The organism is Sulfuricurvum sp., assembly GCF_030691015.1.
GTDB lineage: Bacteria > Campylobacterota > Campylobacteria > Campylobacterales > Sulfurimonadaceae > Sulfuricurvum.
Map to the genome: position 1 here is coordinate 69,233 of NZ_JAUYFF010000001.1, position 18,418 is coordinate 87,650.

The following is an 18,418-nucleotide window of genomic DNA, read 5'->3' on the forward strand; positions in this document are numbered from 1 at the left end:
AAAGTATAACAGAAACTACACTCGTGCATATATTTTAATGAAGAAGATAAATGCAAGAATCAATAGTTTTTTCTGATGATGAAATCAGTTTGATGTATAAAAGAATCGGAGAGAATGTTAAAAAATATCGAGAACTGAAAGAGATGAGCCAGCTTCAGCTCTCGAATGCAATGGGTTACAATTCGGTCAGTTTGGTATCGGCAGCAGAATTATGTAGTGATGGAAAGCATTTTAATCTTGAGCACCTGTATAAAATCGCCAAGATACTTGATATTGCAATGTGCAAATTAATAAATACTTAGTGTTTCAATAGAAAAGATACAGCGTATTGGTATCAAATATTAGATATCCAAAACATTCCTTCTCTTTATTATCCACTTGCCAGTATTTAGGATAAATTCTTCATGTCGGAAAACTTCAAAATGTAGTATCCGTATATTCTATAAATTCGACAGTGTTTTTCGTATAATAATTTGTTGCTTATCAGATGGCTTTGGACTTGATAATAAGAGTATACGGAAAACACTTGTTTCCCGTACACTATTCTTACTCTTCTAACATTTTAATAGTTTATAGATATTTTTATATCTTGATAAGATTCACTTTTTAAAATGAAGATTAAATAAGATGCTATAACACTCCAAGATGTTCTAAGAGAATTTTAAAGCCAAGTCCTATCAGAATTACTCCACCAACCATCTCCGCTTTACTCTCCAAAAGTGACCCTAGTTTTTTCCCGATATAGACCGCAGCGATACATAACACAAAAGTTACCAGTGCGATCACACTTGCCGCTGTATAAATATCGGTTTGTAAAAAAGCAAATGTCACTCCGATAGCCATTGCGTCGATACTAGTAGCAATACCTAATGTGATAAGAGCTTTGGTAGAGAGATCGTTCACTTCATTGTCAAACTCGTTTTGATACGCTTCATAGAGCATTTTACCGCCCAGTCCTACAAGGAGGACAAAGGCGATCCAGTGGTCGAATGATTGGACGTATTCGGCGAAACTGATCCCGATGAAATATCCGGCAATCGGCATCGCCCCTTGGAAAAATCCGAAAACAGCAGCGGCAAATAGGGCTTTAGAGATGAGTAAATCTTTGTATTTTGAGCCGATGGCGATCGAGACGGCGACGGAGTCCATCGCCAATGCTATGGCGAGGATGAGAAGGGTTTCATTCATACGGTATCCTGAGAAATAAGTGGCGAATTATAGCGAAATATCGGGTTGATTAATCTCTACCGTGACGTGTACCAGCTCTTCGTGAATCGATAGGGCATCTCGAAAATCATTCGGACTCATTCCGTTATTACTGTGCAATGAGAGGATAACGGAGTATTTCCCTTTTCCCACTCGCCATACGTGTAGATCGGTAATATGAGCTTCGGGATCAACGAGTGCAATTACCTCACGTACCTCTTCAACTACCGGATCGTCCATATGTGCATCGAGGAGGACTCTCCCCGTATCGCGCAGTAACCCCACCGCCCACACACTCACCAACACACCCCCTACGATCCCCATTACAGGGTCAAGCCACGATGCACCCCATAGCATCCCTGCTATCAAGGCGATGATTGCCAATACCGAGGTCGCAGCATCCGCTAATACATGCAAATAGGCAGAACGTAGATTGAGATCATGATCGTGGTCATGATGATGGTGATTTCCATGATGATCATGGTCGTGATGATGATTGTCTCCCAGTAGCCATGCCGTGATTAGATTGATCACTAATCCGAGGACTGCAACAAAAATCGCTTCATGGTAATGGATCATTACCGGTGCAATCAACCGTTCTATGGATTGGTAAAACATAAGCAGAGCAACTGCAAGCAGGAAGAGAGCACTGGTATAGCCTGCCAATACCTCAATCTTCCACGTACCAAACGCAAACCGACCATCCTGCGCGTATCGGCGTGCTAGAACATACGCCCCTACTGAGAGTCCGAGGGCGAGGGCGTGGGTACTCATGTGCCATCCATCGGCAAGGAGAGCCATCGAGCCGTAATAATACCCGCCGATGATTTCGGCAACCATCATGACTAGGGTTAGTATAACGGCGAATCTAGTTTTGCGTTCAGCTACAGGGTTCCCTTCATCAAACTGATGGGAGTGGATAAGGGGATTGGAACCTTTGTTCATTGCTTGCCTCTGCTAAAAAATTATGATACTATACCCCAGTATACTTAATAATGTTTAAAAAAGGAAAATTATGGCACATACGATACACGGTAAGAAAGCTTTATTGACACGCGTACGTCGAATCAAAGGGCAGGCTGAAGCGTTGGAGAAAGCCCTGGATAATGAAAATGAATGTTCCGCCGTTTTGCAACAAATCGCTGCGATCCGAGGAGCGGTCAACGGTTTGATGAATGAGGTATTGGAAGGGTATATACGCGAACATCTGAGTGCCGATGCCCCCGTAGAACAGCGTGAGGAAGATTTGGAAAAGCTGGTGGGTGTTTTGCGTTCGTATTTAAAATAAAACATACTTTATTTGTATTCTAATGTGACACCCGAGGGCATTTGACTGATTAAGATTGACTTGTCATTACGGATAAGTAAATAGCTAATAGACAAAGACTCCAGCATTGCGAGAGCTTTATTCTCATCCATAATGGAAACTGCAGTCGCTAGAGCATCGAGGCGGGTATTGTCCTCATCATCAATGAGGGTAATGGATGCATACCTCTGTTGCGGTTTTCCCGTTTTAGGATTGATCAAATGATTGTAGGATTTATTTTTGATATAACGTTCATAATTACCGCTTGTGCTCACTGCTAAACGTTTCTTGGTCGATCTAATCACTCCGACGACACCTTCTGGATGAAAGGGGTCTTGAATCTCCACACTGCACTCACCCAAACAGCCAATATCACCCGATGCCGCAATTACCGCTTTTGAAACTTTTTTTTGCTGGAGTATTGCAATCGCTAAATCAACACCATATCCCTTACCAATTCCCCCCAAATCGATGAGTGTACCAGGAACCATTTTGACATGATTTTCATCTATTTTTATTCGATGATAACCAACACCTTGTTTGACCTTTTGAAGCATATCATTCGTCGGAATCTTCTCATCATCGTATCCAAAACGATAGAGACTATGGGTGAATGAACCGACAGTCACATCAAAAGCACCACCACTGATTTTGTTCATCTCAAGAGAACGGACCAGAATATTGCGTGTTGTTTCACTCACATTCAGCTCATACGTTTGATTCAAGCGTGAGATTTCCGAATCAGATTTATACGTCGATAATCGTTGATCCAACTCTCTAAATAGATCAAATACCTCATCACCAGATTGCTGATCTTCAACAGTTACACTGATCAGTGTTCCCATATGGGCTTGTGTACGCGTTTGACTCCACAGTAACAATGGTAGCAATAAGAAAAATAATATCCATTTCATAACCAACAGTGTACCATATTTATACTAAACGATAAGCATTTTCATTATTAATATTAAATTCAGCTTCATATATTATACTTTCGTTATTAATAATCAATATCATAAAGGATAACCAATGAAAAACCTCCTCTTGAGTGCTGTTGCTGCCATGGCGATCACCACCTCTCTTGCTGCAGACGAAGTCAGTGAGTTCAAAGCTCAGATGAAAATGTTGATGGAGCGCCTCGAAACCCTCGAGAACAGCAATAAAAAACAAGCTGAACAAACCAAAGTATTGACCGATGAGCTGATCAACGTTCAAAATCAAACCACATTTACAGTAATTGATAGCTCTAAAGATGTACAGGGATTAAGTCCGGCGGCATCCAAAGTCTATTATTCTAAAAACCCTCTCTCTATCGGCGGGTATGGTGAACTCTATTATTCAAAATACAACGACAGTGTTGGGAGTGGTAATACTAAAGATGCGTATGGCGATACCTACCGTTTTATCCCCTACATTGGGTACAAATTTAGTGACACTATCATCTTGAACTCAGAAATCGAATTTGAGCATGGCAATGAGGTGGCGATCGAGCAGCTCTATGTCGATTTTATCCTCGACCCACTGGCAACCATCCGCGTAGGTCATCAGCTTGTCCCTATGGGATACGTCAATCTCTACCATGAACCGACGCTATTCAATACTGTACAGCGCCCTGATGTTGAAAAACAGTTGATTCCATCGACATGGCATGAACTAGGTCTGAGTGTTTACGGTAAAACGGATAGTCTTGAGTATCAAGTGGGAGCATTCACCGCACTCGATATGAATCATCCGACAACCGGTACTCCGGTATCGGATAAAGATTGGATCCGTAAAGCACGTGTTGGAAACGAGAGTGATAAAGGGATGGACAACATGGCCATTGTCGCACGACTCGATTATAATGGAATCAACGGTCTTCAAGTGGGTGCAAGTGCCTATACAGGAAAAGCAGGAAATGCGAAAGTTGCAGGCCAATCCGAGGAGGGGCAAATGACCATGGTTGATATCCATGCTACTTACCAAAACGAAGGGTTTAAAGCACGTGCTCTGTATACCCAAAGCCATCTTAGTAATGCTGATTCGTATAAAACGGATATGCCAGAAAGTGCGCGTGGCGGTTATCTCAATTTAGAGTATAATATTTTACCCTTATTTACAGTATCAGGTGCTCGATTACCGCTATTTTTCCAATATGAAAACTACAATTTGGCAACGAAAATGGCCAATGGAGCTTCATTTGGAAGAACAACAAGTTATACCTATGGTTTAAACTACTTCCCGCATGATCAAGTAGTTCTAAAAGCAGAATACATGTTACGACATAATGAAAATTCTGCCGATACAACCAAGTACATCAATGAAGGTATCTATTCGCTTGGGTTAGGATTTATTTTTTGATGAAACTCATTTTACTTTTTCTCCTCTCGATCACCACCAGTTTCGCCCAGGTTTTGGGCGATCCGCTGGAACTGACTCAACGTACCTTTGGTTCCAAAAGTGTTGAAACGGAGAATATCATTCTCAACGATTCTCAGCTAGCTCAGCTTTCGAAAGCTTCACAGCAAAAAATCGACTCCAAACTCTATCGCATCTATGTTGCCAAAAATGGTTCTCAGACGCTCGGGTATGGAGTTTTGATGAACAAAAAAGTGCGCACTAAAACAGCCATTACTCTTTATCTTATCGGAAGCGACAAAAAAATCAAATCGATTGAAATTGTCGCATTCAACGAACCACTCGAATACCTTCCGAGTAAAACATGGCTTGACGTATTTGACAATAAAAACAGTTCCCATACCCTCAAACTCAATCAAGACATTCCCACCACCACTGGTGCTACCCTTTCGGCTCGTGCAATCACCGATGGAGCACGTGCGGCACTTGAATTGCTAGAGATTATCAAACTATGAAGTTTATCGCCTCTAAAAAACTCTCTGATAATCCTACTTTACGCGCAGTCATTGTTTGGATGCTCTTACTCTTGATGCTTGCAATGGTTCTTAGTCTTGGAGCAAAAGAGATCGAATACGGACTCACACCCCAAACATGGGTATCAACGGTGATGGGAAATCCTGATGAGTTTATTGATCCTATGCTCTTTAGTGATTTGCTTTTGAGCATTCATACCGATTTATTTGGACTGATCATCACCTTCATTCTGATTGCATCGCTCTATGTACGGACATTACGTTCAATGAAGAGCAAAATTATCGTGTTTTCAGCTCTGTTGATTGCATTACTTTTGTATCCTTTGGGGCTCTTAGGCTCATCACTCATCGGCGCCATGGGGATCATCACGGCACTAAGTGCTTTTATTGTTTTTCATACTCTCATCATTATATTGTGCTTTGATCTTCTTTTGTCGCTTAGTCGTAAACGTTTATAGATGAATCAGAAACTTCTCACGTTTTTAGCATTAGGATTTGGTGCACTTATCATCCTGCAAGCTCTGCTTGGCGGATGGCTTTTTATCCATAATATAGGGATAACTCCCGATGAGATAAAAACTTATTATGCAGATAAATCACTGCATGGAGTGCTGGAAGTGTTAGTGCCTCATACTCTTTTTATTACCATATCGCTCATGGCATTTCTCCATTTTTTATCTTTTATCGATACTATCGAACAAAAAACAAAAACATATTTTCTTCACCTTTTGTTTAGTTTATTTTTACTTGATCAACTAACTCCTATCGGCATAATACTAGGAATAGAAAGTTTTACTTATCTAAAAATACTTTTTTTTGTAGGATTTGAAGTTGTATTGGGATGGGTCTGGATTATCACTTTCTTTGCCTCCATAAAAAAGAATTAGCTTTTTATATCAACCTCTCTATAGCTCCACGCTCTAGCCGTACTTTTCCTTTGTGTTCCAAATCTTTCAGGAGGCGGCTGATAACAACGCGAGAAGTCCCCAGCTGTGTCGCGATTTGCTCATGGGTCATTTCGATACGACTGCTCTCCTGTTGTGCTAACCACTCCAGTAAACGTGTATCGAGCCGCTTGAATTTGATGTCTTCGACGAGTGTGGCGAGAGAGGCGAGACGGACGGTAAAGAGGGAAAACATAAAACTCAAATACTCTGGGCTTTGTGTCATGAGAGAACGGATAGACTCATGATCGAGGAGGTAGCCGCTGATATCGCTCTCGGTGATAGCGGTGCCGATAGCGACGTTTTGGGAGACGAGGCTCGCGGTGTTGACAACGCATTGCTCCAGCGGTTTGAGAGTGTAAAGGGTGATCTCTTCGATCCCTTCGCCTTGGATATAGAGGCGGACACTGCCATCCGTCAAAAAAAGAATATCCTTACAGACGTCACCTTGGTAAAATAAAATAGTATTTTTAGGTACGGTGATCGGACGGGCGTGGTTATGGACAAAGGCTTGAAGCTCTGGAGAGAGATGAGAATAAAAGGTAAATTGGGAAAGTTCCATAGTAATGCCTCAAGGGATATGAGGCATTATAGCACGAGGCATCAGTCGTTGCTCAGTTTGCATCCTGTGTTGATACCTAAAAGAGGGTAAAATGGGCAAAATCCTACCACACCGGTGACCACTAAAATAACACCGGCATAGCCAAACATATTTCCGCTCATGATGGCCCATGCGATGAGGGCAACTCCTGCAATAACACGTAGAACTCTATCGATTTTCCCTGCGTTACATTTCATTGTAAACTCCTTGGATGAGAATGTGATTCTCTAAATTTGTAGGAGTATTGTAGCTCTTTGAGGGTAGGGGTGTCTGTAACCTGAGTTACAAACTAAATTATAATATTTATAAATAGTCAATAATTAAAATTTCTGGAGTCAAAGATGAGAGACTTGGGCTTGAGGGTGTCTTAAGGCTTTACGAGAAGGTGATACTTTAATGGTATACAAACATCTTGCGTTTCGATGCCCCGACAGAGCAGCGTGAGGAAGATTTGGAAAAACTTGTAGGGGGTGTCGCGTTCGTATTTGAAGTAAAGAAAACTACAGTTGCACTGTATATGACTTACTATTTGTTAAGTTAAAATTAATATTTTATTGTTATTACCACAGCTCTATTCCAAACTGCCGGACAATAAGTGAGAAAAGGATAAAACACACTATTGTAATAGCTACCGAAGCACTCATAGCCCACCAAAACCCAATTCTCTCCAACAAAAGTGGAAACGCTAAAAACATCGGCAAGGTCGGAACGACATACCAAAACGTATACCACGCATGGTTAGCGATTTTTTCCATAGGCTGCTGTTCAACATAAAGCCAAATCAGCGCTAGAAATGTAACCAGCGGTAAAGCCGCAATTAGTCCACCTAGCTTATCGCTCCGCTTTGCCATTTCAGAGACAAGAATCACAACCCCTGCGGTTAACAAATATTTTACGATTAACCACGTCATTATTGCTCCTTAAATATTCAATAAAGTATCGGCTACCTAATGATAGCCGATAGCATTTTATTTACCTGTGTGATTAGCCGCGTTAACTTTGCCGTATACATCAACAAAGACAAATAATGTCATCTTTGAAGGATCTTTAATTTGAGGATTTCTATATTGAACAACCCATTCAAGGGTAGCATTAAACCGCTTTTGCTCCGTCTTTACAGGTGCACATCCTTCCCAACTTGCATCTATTTTATTGGCTTTGACCAACTGTTTGATATGTTGATTAGCAGAAGTAATAACCATATTTCTAGACGCTTGTTCTTTTACTGTTCCATGAGTGTGACCACTAGGACCGTGATCGTGTCCGCTTCCTGCATGAAGTGCAAGCCCGAACCATCCCGCACCCAAAGTTGTTGTTATTAATGTCATTGCGATAGCTTTTTTCATGCTAATCCTTTTTTTATAAATTTTCGTGTGTGTATTCCGGTTGAGCCGGTGCTTCCATCTGTTGATGGATATGATAATGCTCATCCGCATTAAACCCAAACTCTTCTTGATTCGCATTGTGTAAATAGCCATGCAACTGCATCAGTAGCAACATAAACCCTGCAAACATCAAAGCGTGATTGGCTACGGTACTAAATCGTGCAAATGTTTTGGTTTTTCTCCAAATATTCAATACGATCAGCATCACCACCAATGCCAAGATTTGACCTATCTCCACCCCAAGATTAAAGGAAAGAATTCTCATCAGCATATCACCGTTTTGTTCACCCAATGGAAGCTTTTGTAAGCGTGTAGAGAGACCGAATCCGTGAATCAACCCGAATATTAGAACCATCCAAAAAAGCGGAGGGGCTTTTATTCCTAGATAATTTTGAAAACCTTTGTTGTTATCAAACGCTTTATATATGACACTGATAGCGATCACCGCATCAACTAACCAATAGTTCGCGGTAATCCCCATAAACGTTGCAAAAATCAACGTAATAGAGTGCCCGACTGTAAATATTGTCACAAACTTTACGATATCGTTGAAGGATGTCAAAAAGAAAATGACACCAAATAAAAATAGGAGATGATCATAGCCGCTAAGCATATGAGTAGCTCCAAGCCATATATATTGAAGATTTCCGCCCTCAATCATTGCCTGCATATCCGCACTTGAAATACCGTGCGCATAAACGCTGGTAGCTGCTATAAGTGCGGAGAGTATGAAAAATATTTTTGTCATAACTATCCTGTTAAAGTAATAATGGTGTAAAAAGGAAAAAAGAGAGTTAAGCGATAGGAGGTCTAAACAAATCTTGAGTGATGTCGGTAGGGATAAACAAATCAATGCTTGTAGCGATATAACCATTCAAAGCAGGAGTAAAATTCTCATCTTCCATAAAAAAAAGAAATGAGTCTGTAGGATTGAAGGTTTTTGTAAAATGAACATGGCTATGGGCGTGTGAGGAGATACCACTCTCGTGATCGTGTTCATGAAGGTGAAGATAATGGTTGTTTGATTCACTGTTTTCTGAGCCACAGTAGGTTTGCATATGATCGTGAGAACTATTGGCTTGGGTTTCTACTGAGTAGAGTTTCCCGAATAACAGGCTTGGAATAATAAAGATCAAAAGCAACCATTTAAGCATATGAAATTATACCTAAACCAATATTATACGAATCAAAACTCAAAGACACTGATGTAAAATTTCCTTAACTTTTAATCAAAAAGCTCACCCCAAAACGACTCTTTTTTGTGATGTTTTTGATGATGTGGATACTCTTTGCGCTCGTAAGTGTCATTGCGAGAGGATGAACGCTCTTGATTATAAAGCGAATTTGAAGATACTTGTTTCTCAGAACGTTCGATGATTTTATCGAGTTCTCCGCGATCGAGCCAAACACCCCGACATTTCGGACAATAATCGATTTCGATTCCGCTTCGCTCCGACATAACTAACGATTCGGTGACGCATACCGGACATTTCATAGTAACTCCTGCATAAACTTTTGTAGCATTCTAATAGAATTTGATAAACAAATAACCTATAATTTTTAATAGCTCATCAAACCGATAGCAATCGACATAAATGCCATAAACGTACCTATCGAAATATCACCAAACATATAGACATTTACCACATATCCCTCTCAACGGCACAATGCTGATATCAGACGCATTATTTAGGGTACATACCTCACACGCTATATAATTGGCTTAAATAACTTCTCTGAGCTCCTACAAGCATTTTTTCCATTACAGTCCCATTCATTGATTTCGATAATACTTTTATCGCATCCATATCGAACTCTTCTTCGAGAGCCTTCTCAGTAAAATCATATTCCCCATAGAAATTGATATGCTGACTGTGGACGATAGAGCCGTTTTTGAGGGTGTTAATAATTTTGTTTTGTTGGTCCGAATCTTTCTCTTTGGCGATCAGGTATGCGAAATAGAGATAGTTCCAGCAAATGATTGAGTTTTGAATCAATTGAAGGGCATTACTGGCGATATCTTGCTCCTTTTTGGTGGCATAGAAATATTCTCCGCTGTTTCCTAAAAATACAGCTTTGGAGAATTTATTGTAAAATAAAAAATACACTGTTGTGGCAAACCCAATTTGATGTGTCGCTGAACCACAGTGATTAGGAATTAAATATCAATTCGATTTGAAAAGACGTTGCATCCTGTGTAATAGTGTACTCAAACCCTATTTCACGACTCAGCCGTTTTAATATTTTTTCCCCTATTTTGGAACTGAATAAGTACTTTTCAGCACCGACAGTATTATCTATCCATATTTTTTTCATTATTGAATCCGATCCAATCTCTACGGTGGTATTCTCTTTGGCATAGGTAATCGCATTTTCAAGCAATGCACTAAGGACTTTTGAAAGTAGTTTTTCAGAAGCTACAATCGAAAAACTCTCCCTAGGTAATTTCAACACTAACTGTTTACGCTGAATCAAAATACCCATTTTGGTTTCCAGTTTTTTAACCGTTTGAACAACATCGACGACGCTTTCTTCTACAAAATCAGAACCTTCTAAAAATAGCACATTTTTAAGTTCAGCCGTTAACCTCTGGAGATCATTGCCTAAATCTTCCGTAAATTTATGTTTTTCATACTTTGCATTGTTCTGATAAACATCGAGCCGTGAACGCATCAAAGCCAAAGGGGTTTTTAACTCATGCGCTGCTTCTTTAAATAACTCAGCCTCTTTGCTACGAAATACCTCCAAACGATGAATCAGCGTGCTGAATGCTTTAGATAGTTCTGCGATTTCCGTACCCGGATTATCAAGGGAAAAATCAAACGGTTCTTTACTGCTCCACTCTCGTGTTTTTTGAGCTAAAACCGATAAAGGTTTCATATAATAATCAAGTAAAAAAATACTGATCAACAAAATAATCAACAATGAAAAAAGATAGCGGATGAGAAGTTTTTGGGCATATTTATGAACGGACGCATTTACTTTTTCACTATCACTAATGGCATTAAGATAATACCCATTAGAAAGAAGATGTGCTACCGCAATTTGTTTTTGCTGAGTGAAATAAGGGGTTTTCGTGATCACAAACTGAAGATGACTTGCTTCTGATTCTTTTAAAACCATCTCTGTATGAGGAATAGAATACAAAAAGGCTAAATCAGTTTTGGGTGTCAATGGAGTATGAATATATTCTCCAGCACTCTCAATCAGTACGTGTTTAAGCACTTTTTCTAAATCAGCAACCTTCTCCCCCCTAATCGTCTCCGATGCTACCATCCAGTTGAGACTAAAAGCTATGGCGATAAGCATTGAAAAGATAAATGATATTTTGATCTTCAGTGATTCTGCCCACTTAAATTTCAATGAGATAACCTCGCGTTTTTATCGTTTTTATTATGGATGGATCCAGCTTACGGCGCAGACGACCCACCAGTTCATCGATAGCATTAGGAGTAATATTTTGAGGGTTCTCATACAGAGCATCCATAATTTCATCACGTGAAGCGACGGAAGTACGGTTTAGCAGATAAAAAAGTAAGGCATGTTCATTTTTGGAAAGAACAATATCGATTCCCTCTTTTTGGATACTTTGACGAACAAGATCAATGTCAAAAGTTTGAAGGTGTAAGATTTTTGGTGAAAAGCGTCGGGAAAGAGCAATAATGCGTGCTCTTAGTTCTTTGACATCGAACGGTTTTTCGAGATAATCGTCTGCCCCAAATTCCAACCCTTGCACCTTGTCATCGACGCTTCCCAGTGCACTTAGAATCAAAATAGGCTGTGATGGATTTTGTTGTTTGGCATAGTGAATCAATTCTTTCACACTATCTTTTCCATAAAACGTTCGATCGAAAATAATCACACTATAAGTAAATGCGTCAAGGTGACTCTTTGCCTCATCTAGTTCACTCACAGCATCAACAAGCCACCCTTCATTTCGTAAAGAAAACGTCAACAACTCCAAGAGCTCTTTTTCATCGTCTGCAATCAATATTCGCATTTATAGCTCTTTTATTTCATTCATAAATATTTTGACCGTTTTATCTCTTAACTCTTTTTTAATTGCGGCCGATAAAACTATAGCTTCGGTTTCATGCATAAAAAGACGAAACAGCCCAAAATCTCGTCTTGCACTGACTTGCTCTTCGGCACTTATTAAAAAGGCTCCGGCACTGTAGCGTTTACAAGGGAAAAAGTAAAAATCATCATACCCTTCTTCCAATAACAAATCAACCAATGTGTCTTTATTTCCGATTTCAAAGTAAATATCCATTCCTATTAAACTCATTATTTACCCCTTTTATAAATCATTTTAAAGGCAGGAGGCAAAATAAGAAGCGTTAAGATAGTAGATGTCACTAATCCTCCTAATACAACAATCGCCAACGGTTTTTGAATCTCACTCCCCACACCTGACGCAAATAACAGCGGTAGCAATCCAAGTGCCGCGATAAATGCAGTCATCAATACCGGACGGAGTCGTCGGCGCGCGCCCTCAGCAACAGCGTCGTCTATCGTTAATCCGTTCCCCAGAAGAGTATTAAAATAACTCACCATCACAACACCGTTAAGTACTGCAATCCCAAAGAGAGCGATAAACCCGACCGATGCAGGGACAGAGAGATACTCACCGCTCAAGAAAAGGGAGATAATCCCCCCCGTCACTGCAAAAGGGATATTCAATAAAATTAGCAAGGTAGTACTCACCGATCGGAAGGTGAAGAAGAGAATCAGAAATATCACTCCGATACTCACCGGAACCACGGCCATCAGACGTGCAGATGAACGTTGCTGATTTTCAAACTCTCCGCCATAAACGATATGGTATCCCTTAGGGAGTTTAATGCCCTCATTGATTTTTTGTTTTGCCTCTTCGACAAATCCGACCAAATCGCGGTTTTCAACATTAGAGCGAACCACACTCAGACGCTCATTATTTTCTCGGAGTACTTGTACTGGACCTTCAGTTTCCTCTATTGTAGCCACACTAGCCAAGGGAACACTGCCCCCTTCACTCAAAGGGATCTCTAAGGCACTAAACTTCTCGTAATTTTGCGCGATATCACTGTCCAAACGGATCATAACAGGGGTGCGTGCATTGCCCTGAGGAACGGTATCGACAATAATCCCTTCCAATGACGCTTTTAAAAATTGTTGCAACTCGCCACTACTGACTCCCGTATTTGCTGTCGCCAGCCTATCAGGGGTAATACTGAGATAGTTTATCCCCTCGTTTAGGGTAACAACTACTTCGCTGGAACCTTTAATGCCCTCTAAAATCGTCCCCACCTCTGCGCTGAGGGTATTGAGTGTATCAATATCGGTACCGAAAATCTTGACCGCTAAATCACCCCGTGTCCCTGTCAACATTTCCGAAATACGCATATCAATCGGCTGAGTAAAGCTAAAACCAACCCCCGTAAAAGGCTTAAGCGTAATCATAATATTTTCCATGATTTCCTCTTTGCTTTTTGCTTTCCACTCTTCTTTGGGTTTTAGGATCAAAAAGGTATCGGTCTGATTGAGGGTCATAGGGTCTAGTCCCAGTTCATCCGTACCCGTTCGCGCAACAATAGTCTTGATCTCCGGAATAGTTTTGAGAAGCTCTTTTTGGATTGCCAAATTGAGATCTTTTGATGATTCTAATGAGATGGAAGGCATTGGCTCGACAATTAAAATCAAATCCCCCTCATCCAATGTCGGCATAAACGTTTTACCTACCAATCCAAAAAGGGAAAAGCTTATAACCAAAAAGACTATCGCTCCGATAAAGAGCGTCTTCGTTCGAGTCAAGGCAAAATTGAGTGTCGGAGCATACAACTGTGCAAAAAAACGATCCAGCCGTGTTTCAGAGTGCGGAACCGTTTTGAGAAGCAACGATGCGACAACCGGAATTACGGTGAGAGAAAGGATCAATGAACCCAAAAGGGCAAACACAATTGTCATCGCCACGGGTGCAAAAAGTTTTCCCTCAAGCCCCTCCAGTGTCAAGAGCGGTAAAAAGACTACAGCAATAATCAAAAGGCCGCTGAATACCGAAATACTCACCTCTTTGGAAGCGCGATAGACGAGATGAAGTTTTGGGAGCTTTTGATCGGCTTCTCCCAGTTTGGCAAAGGTATTTTCAACCACTACAACCGCAGAGTCTACGAGCATCCCAACGGCAATTGCCAAACCGCCTAAGCTCATTAAATTTGCGGTAATACCGAAATAACGCATCATAATAAATGCTATGGAGAGTGACAACGGCAAAATAACGGCTACCGCTATCGCCGCTCGAACATCACCTAAAAATAATAATAGCAATACAATGACTAAAATAACTGCTTCAAGCAGTGCAGTAGAAACCGTATCCACCGCTTTTTGAGTTAATTCGCTCCGATCATAAAAAGGGACAATGCTCACCCCTTTTGGAAGTGTCGGTTCCAATGCAGCAAGTCGTTGTTTTATGTCAATGATCGTCTCTTTGGCATTGGCTCCGCGCAGTGCCATCACGAGACCCTCAGTTGCTTCACCCAAACCGTCTTTGGTAACAAAACCAAGCCGTGTACGTGATTCATCATTTAGAGTACAAAAGTCACCGAGGCGTATCGGTCCGTTGTGCGAATGGATCGTGATATTAGCAATTTCACTGCTGTTTTGAACACCGCTTTGAACTTTGACCAAATACCCTTCATCGCCTTTGTCCAGTCTTCCGGCTCCGTCATTTTTAAGGTTTTCAGCCAATGCTGATTCTAAATTAGCTATTGTAATTCCCATACGTCCCATAGCACTCACATCCGGAATGACAGCAATCGTCCGTACTTCTCCACCCAATGCATTGATATCCGCAACCCCTTTAGCCCCACGCAGTGCAGGACGGATAACGAAATCAAGCAGTTCTCTTTTGGCTTGTTGACTCAAATTTCCTTCAACCGTAAACATAAATACTTCACCCAGCGGTGTTGTAATCGGAGCCATCCCACCGCTTACCCCTTTGGGCAGTGATTCCATTGCCGAAGTAAGTTTTTCACTAACCTGAGAACGGGCACGATAGATATCAGTACCATCGCTAAAATCAATGGTTATGTCCGCAATAGCATATTTGGACGTACTTTTGAGAAGTACTTGATTCTCTATCCCCATAAGCTCCGCTTCCAACGGACGAACCACTCTGGACTCTACCTCTTCGGGTGTCATACCCGGAGCTTTGAGGATAACTTTTACTTGCGTAGGTGAAATATCAGGAAAAGCATCGATAGGGATTTTTATAAAGGAATAAATCCCGTAAACGATGATTGCCAAAGCGGCTAAAAGTACAATAATACGCTGTTTGAGCGAGAATTCAATGATGGAATTCAACATCATTCAAACCCTAATCCGCTCATAGCACCTTTGAGGATAATTAACCCGCTCATCGCAACTTTTGTGTTTTGATCAATTCCTTTTTGACGTACAAGCACCCCATCTTTACTTAGACCGACTATAGCAAGCTCTTGCGCTTGAAACCCCTTTGCCGTATGGATAAAACAAATACTTTTTCCTTGATTTTTTACAACAGCATTGGAGGGGATGAGAATAGAGGTTACCGGTTTAGATACCGATACAAATAATCCGGTGGTCGTTCCTGCACGTAATTCACCGGAGCTATCATTTAAACGGGCAATCGCGGTAGCAGAGTTCGTCGAACCGTTTACAGAGGGAGAAACAGAGATAATCGTACCTAGCGAAGTTCCTGTTTTGTTTAAAACTTTGTCTCCTTTAGAGATTGAAGCAATTTGTTTGGGAGAAAGATTAAGTATTCCCACCATCGCATCGGTATCCGAAATCCTAAAATAAGGTTGATACGGAGTAATTTTTTCAGCTACTGTTGATGGTGCAGTGGTAATCACCCCATTTTTTTGCGCGATAACCGCTAAAGAACCGTCCGTATTTAGACGAACTCCGGCAAGGCTAAACCGAGCCTCAAGCGTCAAGATACGTGAGCGTAATGACGCGGCTTCGAGGGCACTGATTTGATAGTCTCGATAAGATATAACTCCATCTTTGTAGAGGGCTTCATCTTTTTTTACATTATTTTGGATGCTTTGATACCGATTTCGAACCTCTTTGAGCTCAAATCCGTTCGCTAACAGTTCAGGTGAAGCAATACGGCAAAGCACTTGCCCCTTTTGTACCCGATCACCGGCACGCACGTTTAATGCTACTACTGACGCTTCATGATTCAAAAAATAGCTTTTGGATTTCTCTTCATCATAGTCAATTTTTGCAATGAGAGGACCTACTGTTGAACTGGTGGCAAGAGTCACTTTCCCTACAGTTATTCCCATTTTTTTCATCTGAGCATCACTGATCGTGATCTGTGCCATCGCCGCTGTTGCTGCCATAAGCAGTAATAAACTTCGTTTCATTACCAAACTCTCCCTATTTTCTCTTCTATTTCAGCCATCTCTTGAATGTAGCTTTGTTTCAGTTCGAGCGTGCGCAATCGTGCATCATAGTACGCATTTTTGGAAGCAAGATATTCAAATTGCCCCATAACACCCCCTTCATACCCTTTTTGTGCCATTGCAAAAAGAGTCTCATAATGTTTTTCATTTTCACATAATACGTTGATTCTCTCTTCACGCTCGCCTAAGTGCTCTACCAATCCAGCGACACTGAGTTGAAGCTTTTGCTTACTTACTTCCCGTAAATGAACCAGAGCACTCCGTTCACTCATCAACGCAGCGATTTTGTTCTCATTTTTGCTGCTAAATGCCAAGGGAATCGTGAGACGAAAATCGACACTATTCTGCGTCGGTTCTTGCGTTATTCCGACCCCGATAGATACTGATTCAACCGTTGAATGTCTCACGGTTGCGATTGATCCATCCAATGCTTCAATGCGATTATCCAGTGATTTCAACAATGGAGTCTCTTTGAGACGATCCTCTAAAGCGCTAGATTCTATAAATCTGAACTCCATATCGTCGATAATGACTTCATCCTTCATCATTACCGCTTCTCTCAGACGGTATTGCGCATGTTCGGCTTCCATAAGAGCAGATGCTACTTCTTGAAGTGTAGCGCGATACTCACTATCTAGACGCAACAATTCCATCTGTGATAACCGTCCGGCTTTGAATTTTTTCTCTCCGACAATGTAAGCTTTATAGGAAAAATCACGTTTTTGAACAAGAATCGAACTGCGATCTTGTTCCAACCTGTACAAAAGCCAATCACGCTTTAAACCGATTTGAATATGTCCTTTTTGGGCAGCTATCTCTTGCTTTGTCCCTTTTTTCAACAATTCAAATTCATGTTCCTGCGCCGAACGCAGTGATGGATTTTTAAACGAGTAATCCACCATCACCCCATATTCTGTACCACTGCTGATAGGATCATCACCCTTGATTCTCCGCGCAGATGTCTCAATACTCATAGGTTCAGAAGCAATAACAGAAGCTTTTTCAAAATTGATGGCATTAATGCGACCATTAAACTGGATCATTTCCTCGGAAACGGTGTAAGCACGTTCAGAAAGCTCATTAAAACTTATCGCATTCCCCAAGAACGGTATTAAAATAGCGCTGTAGACCCATGCAGATTTCATTCAATCGGCTCCGTTTTTAAAATCGATCCGTTTGCAGGGTCAACATAAAGTTTTACACCTTTTGAAGCTGTATCTTTAACACTTACCTGATAGACCAATTCCGAAGCAATATCACGAAGTTTAATATCACGGACGCTATACCCTTGCGAAGAGAGATGATTACGTATTTCTCCCTCTTTCATTGGAGCTATCGATTTATAATATTGGCGTTCTTCCATTTTTTGAACTGGATGATTTTTATGATTTCCAAAAGTATATTTCTGATGTTCTTGTGGTGGGACACTGATCGATGATCCCATCGCTCCATAAAGCGATAAGGAGAGAAATGTTAGAGATACAAAGGGGGTAAGTTTCATTTTTTAGCCTCATAATAGAAATATTTATGATGCCATTTTATGGATTTGACGTGAGAAAATCATGAGAGAAACATTCTTTAAAATGCAGTTATATAACATACCTAAGATTCCAAGTGATGTTATTTTCAATATAATTTATCTTAGGTTAACCATTAAACCATATTGGGTTTAGGGTT

25 protein-coding genes are annotated in these 18,418 nt (G+C 40.8%); 7 read left to right on the top strand and 18 right to left on the bottom strand.

Features of this window, described 5'->3' with window-relative positions:
• The first annotated feature begins 50 nt into the window (after window positions 1-50).
• A complete protein-coding gene (locus Q8O20_RS00305; protein WP_305529530.1) occupies window positions 51-302 on the top strand; it encodes a helix-turn-helix transcriptional regulator in 252 nt (83 codons plus the stop codon).
• 328 nt (window positions 303-630) lie between these two features.
• Here the strand turns inward: Q8O20_RS00305 and Q8O20_RS00310 are convergent, their stop codons facing one another.
• Complete coding sequence (locus Q8O20_RS00310) at window positions 631-1,188, bottom strand: manganese efflux pump MntP family protein (RefSeq protein ID WP_305529531.1); 558 nt, start codon at window positions 1,186-1,188, stop codon at window positions 631-633.
• A gap of 27 nt (window positions 1,189-1,215) precedes the next feature.
• On the bottom strand, window positions 1,216-2,151 hold the full coding sequence (dmeF, locus tag Q8O20_RS00315) for a CDF family Co(II)/Ni(II) efflux transporter DmeF (protein ID WP_305529532.1): 936 nt from the start codon (window positions 2,149-2,151) through the stop codon (window positions 1,216-1,218).
• 70 nt (window positions 2,152-2,221) lie between these two features.
• On the opposite strand from dmeF, the gene Q8O20_RS00320 reads away from it, so the two are divergent.
• A complete protein-coding gene (locus Q8O20_RS00320) occupies window positions 2,222-2,494 on the top strand; it encodes a metal/formaldehyde-sensitive transcriptional repressor (protein WP_305529533.1) in 273 nt (90 codons plus the stop codon).
• A gap of 8 nt (window positions 2,495-2,502) precedes the next feature.
• Here the strand turns inward: Q8O20_RS00320 and Q8O20_RS00325 are convergent, their stop codons facing one another.
• Window positions 2,503-3,426, bottom strand: coding sequence for an FAD:protein FMN transferase (locus tag Q8O20_RS00325; protein ID WP_305529534.1), 924 nt, complete (start codon window positions 3,424-3,426; stop codon window positions 2,503-2,505).
• Between the two features lie 115 nt (window positions 3,427-3,541).
• Between Q8O20_RS00325 and Q8O20_RS00330 the strand changes: the two genes are divergently transcribed.
• Genes Q8O20_RS00330 through Q8O20_RS00345 form a run of 4 tightly spaced genes read left to right on the top strand, consistent with a single transcriptional unit; the run spans window position 3,542 to window position 6,269 of the window.
• On the top strand, window positions 3,542-4,852 hold the full coding sequence (locus Q8O20_RS00330) for a porin (RefSeq protein ID WP_305529535.1): 1,311 nt from the start codon (window positions 3,542-3,544) through the stop codon (window positions 4,850-4,852).
• Window positions 4,852-5,364 (top strand): FMN-binding protein, encoded by a 513-nt coding sequence (locus Q8O20_RS00335; protein WP_305529536.1) that lies wholly within the window; start codon window positions 4,852-4,854, stop codon window positions 5,362-5,364. The genes Q8O20_RS00330 and Q8O20_RS00335 overlap by 1 nt, the downstream gene beginning before the upstream one ends.
• A complete protein-coding gene (locus tag Q8O20_RS00340) occupies window positions 5,361-5,840 on the top strand; it encodes a hypothetical protein (protein WP_305529537.1) in 480 nt (159 codons plus the stop codon). The genes Q8O20_RS00335 and Q8O20_RS00340 overlap by 4 nt, the downstream gene beginning before the upstream one ends.
• Window positions 5,841-6,269, top strand: coding sequence for a hypothetical protein (locus tag Q8O20_RS00345; protein WP_305529538.1), 429 nt, complete (start codon window positions 5,841-5,843; stop codon window positions 6,267-6,269).
• Between the two features lie 4 nt (window positions 6,270-6,273).
• Here Q8O20_RS00345 and Q8O20_RS00350 read toward each other — a convergent pair whose 3' ends face one another.
• Window positions 6,274-6,888, bottom strand: a complete 615-nt coding sequence (locus tag Q8O20_RS00350) for a Crp/Fnr family transcriptional regulator (protein WP_305529539.1) — start codon at window positions 6,886-6,888, stop codon at window positions 6,274-6,276.
• Between the two features lie 41 nt (window positions 6,889-6,929).
• Window positions 6,930-7,124, bottom strand: coding sequence for a DUF2892 domain-containing protein (locus Q8O20_RS00355; protein WP_305529540.1), 195 nt, complete (start codon window positions 7,122-7,124; stop codon window positions 6,930-6,932).
• 215 nt (window positions 7,125-7,339) lie between these two features.
• Here Q8O20_RS00355 and Q8O20_RS00360 point away from each other — a divergent pair, with 215 nt between their 5' ends.
• Window positions 7,340-7,468, top strand: a complete 129-nt coding sequence (locus tag Q8O20_RS00360) for a hypothetical protein (RefSeq protein ID WP_305529541.1) — start codon at window positions 7,340-7,342, stop codon at window positions 7,466-7,468.
• A 19-nt stretch (window positions 7,469-7,487) separates the two neighbouring features.
• Here Q8O20_RS00360 and Q8O20_RS00365 read toward each other — a convergent pair whose 3' ends face one another.
• From Q8O20_RS00365 to Q8O20_RS00425, 13 genes are all read right to left on the bottom strand, one after another.
• Window positions 7,488-7,838, bottom strand: a complete 351-nt coding sequence (locus Q8O20_RS00365) for a DUF3147 family protein (protein WP_305529542.1) — start codon at window positions 7,836-7,838, stop codon at window positions 7,488-7,490.
• A gap of 57 nt (window positions 7,839-7,895) precedes the next feature.
• Entirely contained in the window at window positions 7,896-8,273 is a 378-nt protein-coding gene (locus Q8O20_RS00370; protein WP_305529543.1) for a DUF6488 family protein, read from the bottom strand.
• Between the two features lie 13 nt (window positions 8,274-8,286).
• A complete protein-coding gene (locus Q8O20_RS00375; RefSeq protein WP_305529544.1) occupies window positions 8,287-9,060 on the bottom strand; it encodes a HupE/UreJ family protein in 774 nt (257 codons plus the stop codon).
• 46 nt (window positions 9,061-9,106) lie between these two features.
• Window positions 9,107-9,466 (bottom strand): hypothetical protein, encoded by a 360-nt coding sequence (locus tag Q8O20_RS00380; protein WP_305529545.1) that lies wholly within the window; start codon window positions 9,464-9,466, stop codon window positions 9,107-9,109.
• 71 nt (window positions 9,467-9,537) lie between these two features.
• On the bottom strand, window positions 9,538-9,807 hold the full coding sequence (locus tag Q8O20_RS00385) for a zf-TFIIB domain-containing protein (RefSeq protein ID WP_305529546.1): 270 nt from the start codon (window positions 9,805-9,807) through the stop codon (window positions 9,538-9,540).
• A gap of 208 nt (window positions 9,808-10,015) precedes the next feature.
• Window positions 10,016-10,420, bottom strand: coding sequence for a Tn3 family transposase (locus Q8O20_RS00390; protein WP_305529547.1), 405 nt, complete (start codon window positions 10,418-10,420; stop codon window positions 10,016-10,018).
• Window positions 10,421-10,463: 43 nt separating this feature from the next.
• Window positions 10,464-11,675 (bottom strand): HAMP domain-containing sensor histidine kinase, encoded by a 1,212-nt coding sequence (locus tag Q8O20_RS00395; RefSeq protein WP_305529548.1) that lies wholly within the window; start codon window positions 11,673-11,675, stop codon window positions 10,464-10,466.
• On the bottom strand, window positions 11,665-12,312 hold the full coding sequence (locus Q8O20_RS00400) for a response regulator transcription factor (protein ID WP_305529549.1): 648 nt from the start codon (window positions 12,310-12,312) through the stop codon (window positions 11,665-11,667). The genes Q8O20_RS00395 and Q8O20_RS00400 overlap by 11 nt, the downstream gene beginning before the upstream one ends.
• A complete protein-coding gene (locus Q8O20_RS00405; RefSeq protein ID WP_305529550.1) occupies window positions 12,313-12,600 on the bottom strand; it encodes a DUF3240 family protein in 288 nt (95 codons plus the stop codon).
• Window positions 12,600-15,656 (bottom strand): efflux RND transporter permease subunit, encoded by a 3,057-nt coding sequence (locus Q8O20_RS00410; RefSeq protein WP_305530024.1) that lies wholly within the window; start codon window positions 15,654-15,656, stop codon window positions 12,600-12,602. The genes Q8O20_RS00405 and Q8O20_RS00410 overlap by 1 nt, the downstream gene beginning before the upstream one ends.
• The gene (locus Q8O20_RS00415; RefSeq protein WP_305529551.1) at window positions 15,656-16,702 is read right to left on the bottom strand and encodes an efflux RND transporter periplasmic adaptor subunit; all 1,047 of its coding nucleotides are present in this window, start codon (window positions 16,700-16,702) and stop codon (window positions 15,656-15,658) included. The genes Q8O20_RS00410 and Q8O20_RS00415 overlap by 1 nt, the downstream gene beginning before the upstream one ends.
• On the bottom strand, window positions 16,702-17,886 hold the full coding sequence (locus Q8O20_RS00420) for a TolC family protein (protein WP_305529552.1): 1,185 nt from the start codon (window positions 17,884-17,886) through the stop codon (window positions 16,702-16,704). Before Q8O20_RS00420 ends, Q8O20_RS00415 begins: the two co-directional genes overlap by 1 nt.
• Entirely contained in the window at window positions 17,883-18,242 is a 360-nt protein-coding gene (locus Q8O20_RS00425; protein WP_305529553.1) for a PepSY domain-containing protein, read from the bottom strand. The genes Q8O20_RS00420 and Q8O20_RS00425 overlap by 4 nt, the downstream gene beginning before the upstream one ends.
• Window positions 18,243-18,418 lie beyond the last annotated feature (176 nt).

Bases quoted from the DNA above. Each gene is read 5' to 3' on its own strand.
- Q8O20_RS00380 (WP_305529545.1), bottom strand. From the start codon at position 9,466: ATGCTTAAATGGTTGCTTTTGATCTTTATTATTCCAAGCCTGTTATTC.
- Q8O20_RS00335 (WP_305529536.1), top strand. From the start codon at position 4,852: ATGAAACTCATTTTACTTTTTCTCCTCTCGATCACCACCAGTTTCGCC.
- Q8O20_RS00425 (WP_305529553.1), bottom strand. From the start codon at position 18,242: ATGAAACTTACCCCCTTTGTATCTCTAACATTTCTCTCCTTATCGCTT.
- Q8O20_RS00325 (WP_305529534.1), bottom strand. From the start codon at position 3,426: ATGAAATGGATATTATTTTTCTTATTGCTACCATTGTTACTGTGGAGT.
- Q8O20_RS00420 (WP_305529552.1), bottom strand. From the start codon at position 17,886: ATGAAATCTGCATGGGTCTACAGCGCTATTTTAATACCGTTCTTGGGG.
- Q8O20_RS00410 (WP_305530024.1), bottom strand. From the start codon at position 15,656: ATGTTGAATTCCATCATTGAATTCTCGCTCAAACAGCGTATTATTGTA.
- Q8O20_RS00415 (WP_305529551.1), bottom strand. From the start codon at position 16,702: ATGAAACGAAGTTTATTACTGCTTATGGCAGCAACAGCGGCGATGGCA.
- Q8O20_RS00365 (WP_305529542.1), bottom strand. From the start codon at position 7,838: ATGACGTGGTTAATCGTAAAATATTTGTTAACCGCAGGGGTTGTGATT.
- Q8O20_RS00400 (WP_305529549.1), bottom strand. From the start codon at position 12,312: ATGCGAATATTGATTGCAGACGATGAAAAAGAGCTCTTGGAGTTGTTG.
- Q8O20_RS00340 (WP_305529537.1), top strand. From the start codon at position 5,361: ATGAAGTTTATCGCCTCTAAAAAACTCTCTGATAATCCTACTTTACGC.
- Q8O20_RS00330 (WP_305529535.1), top strand. From the start codon at position 3,542: ATGAAAAACCTCCTCTTGAGTGCTGTTGCTGCCATGGCGATCACCACC.
- Q8O20_RS00350 (WP_305529539.1), bottom strand. From the start codon at position 6,888: ATGGAACTTTCCCAATTTACCTTTTATTCTCATCTCTCTCCAGAGCTT.
- Q8O20_RS00320 (WP_305529533.1), top strand. From the start codon at position 2,222: ATGGCACATACGATACACGGTAAGAAAGCTTTATTGACACGCGTACGT.
- Q8O20_RS00310 (WP_305529531.1), bottom strand. From the start codon at position 1,188: ATGAATGAAACCCTTCTCATCCTCGCCATAGCATTGGCGATGGACTCC.
- dmeF (WP_305529532.1), bottom strand. From the start codon at position 2,151: ATGAACAAAGGTTCCAATCCCCTTATCCACTCCCATCAGTTTGATGAA.
- Q8O20_RS00345 (WP_305529538.1), top strand. From the start codon at position 5,841: ATGAATCAGAAACTTCTCACGTTTTTAGCATTAGGATTTGGTGCACTT.
- Q8O20_RS00405 (WP_305529550.1), bottom strand. From the start codon at position 12,600: ATGAGTTTAATAGGAATGGATATTTACTTTGAAATCGGAAATAAAGAC.
- Q8O20_RS00385 (WP_305529546.1), bottom strand. From the start codon at position 9,807: ATGAAATGTCCGGTATGCGTCACCGAATCGTTAGTTATGTCGGAGCGA.
- Q8O20_RS00370 (WP_305529543.1), bottom strand. From the start codon at position 8,273: ATGAAAAAAGCTATCGCAATGACATTAATAACAACAACTTTGGGTGCG.
- Q8O20_RS00375 (WP_305529544.1), bottom strand. From the start codon at position 9,060: ATGACAAAAATATTTTTCATACTCTCCGCACTTATAGCAGCTACCAGC.
- Q8O20_RS00305 (WP_305529530.1), top strand. From the start codon at position 51: ATGCAAGAATCAATAGTTTTTTCTGATGATGAAATCAGTTTGATGTAT.
- Q8O20_RS00355 (WP_305529540.1), bottom strand. From the start codon at position 7,124: ATGAAATGTAACGCAGGGAAAATCGATAGAGTTCTACGTGTTATTGCA.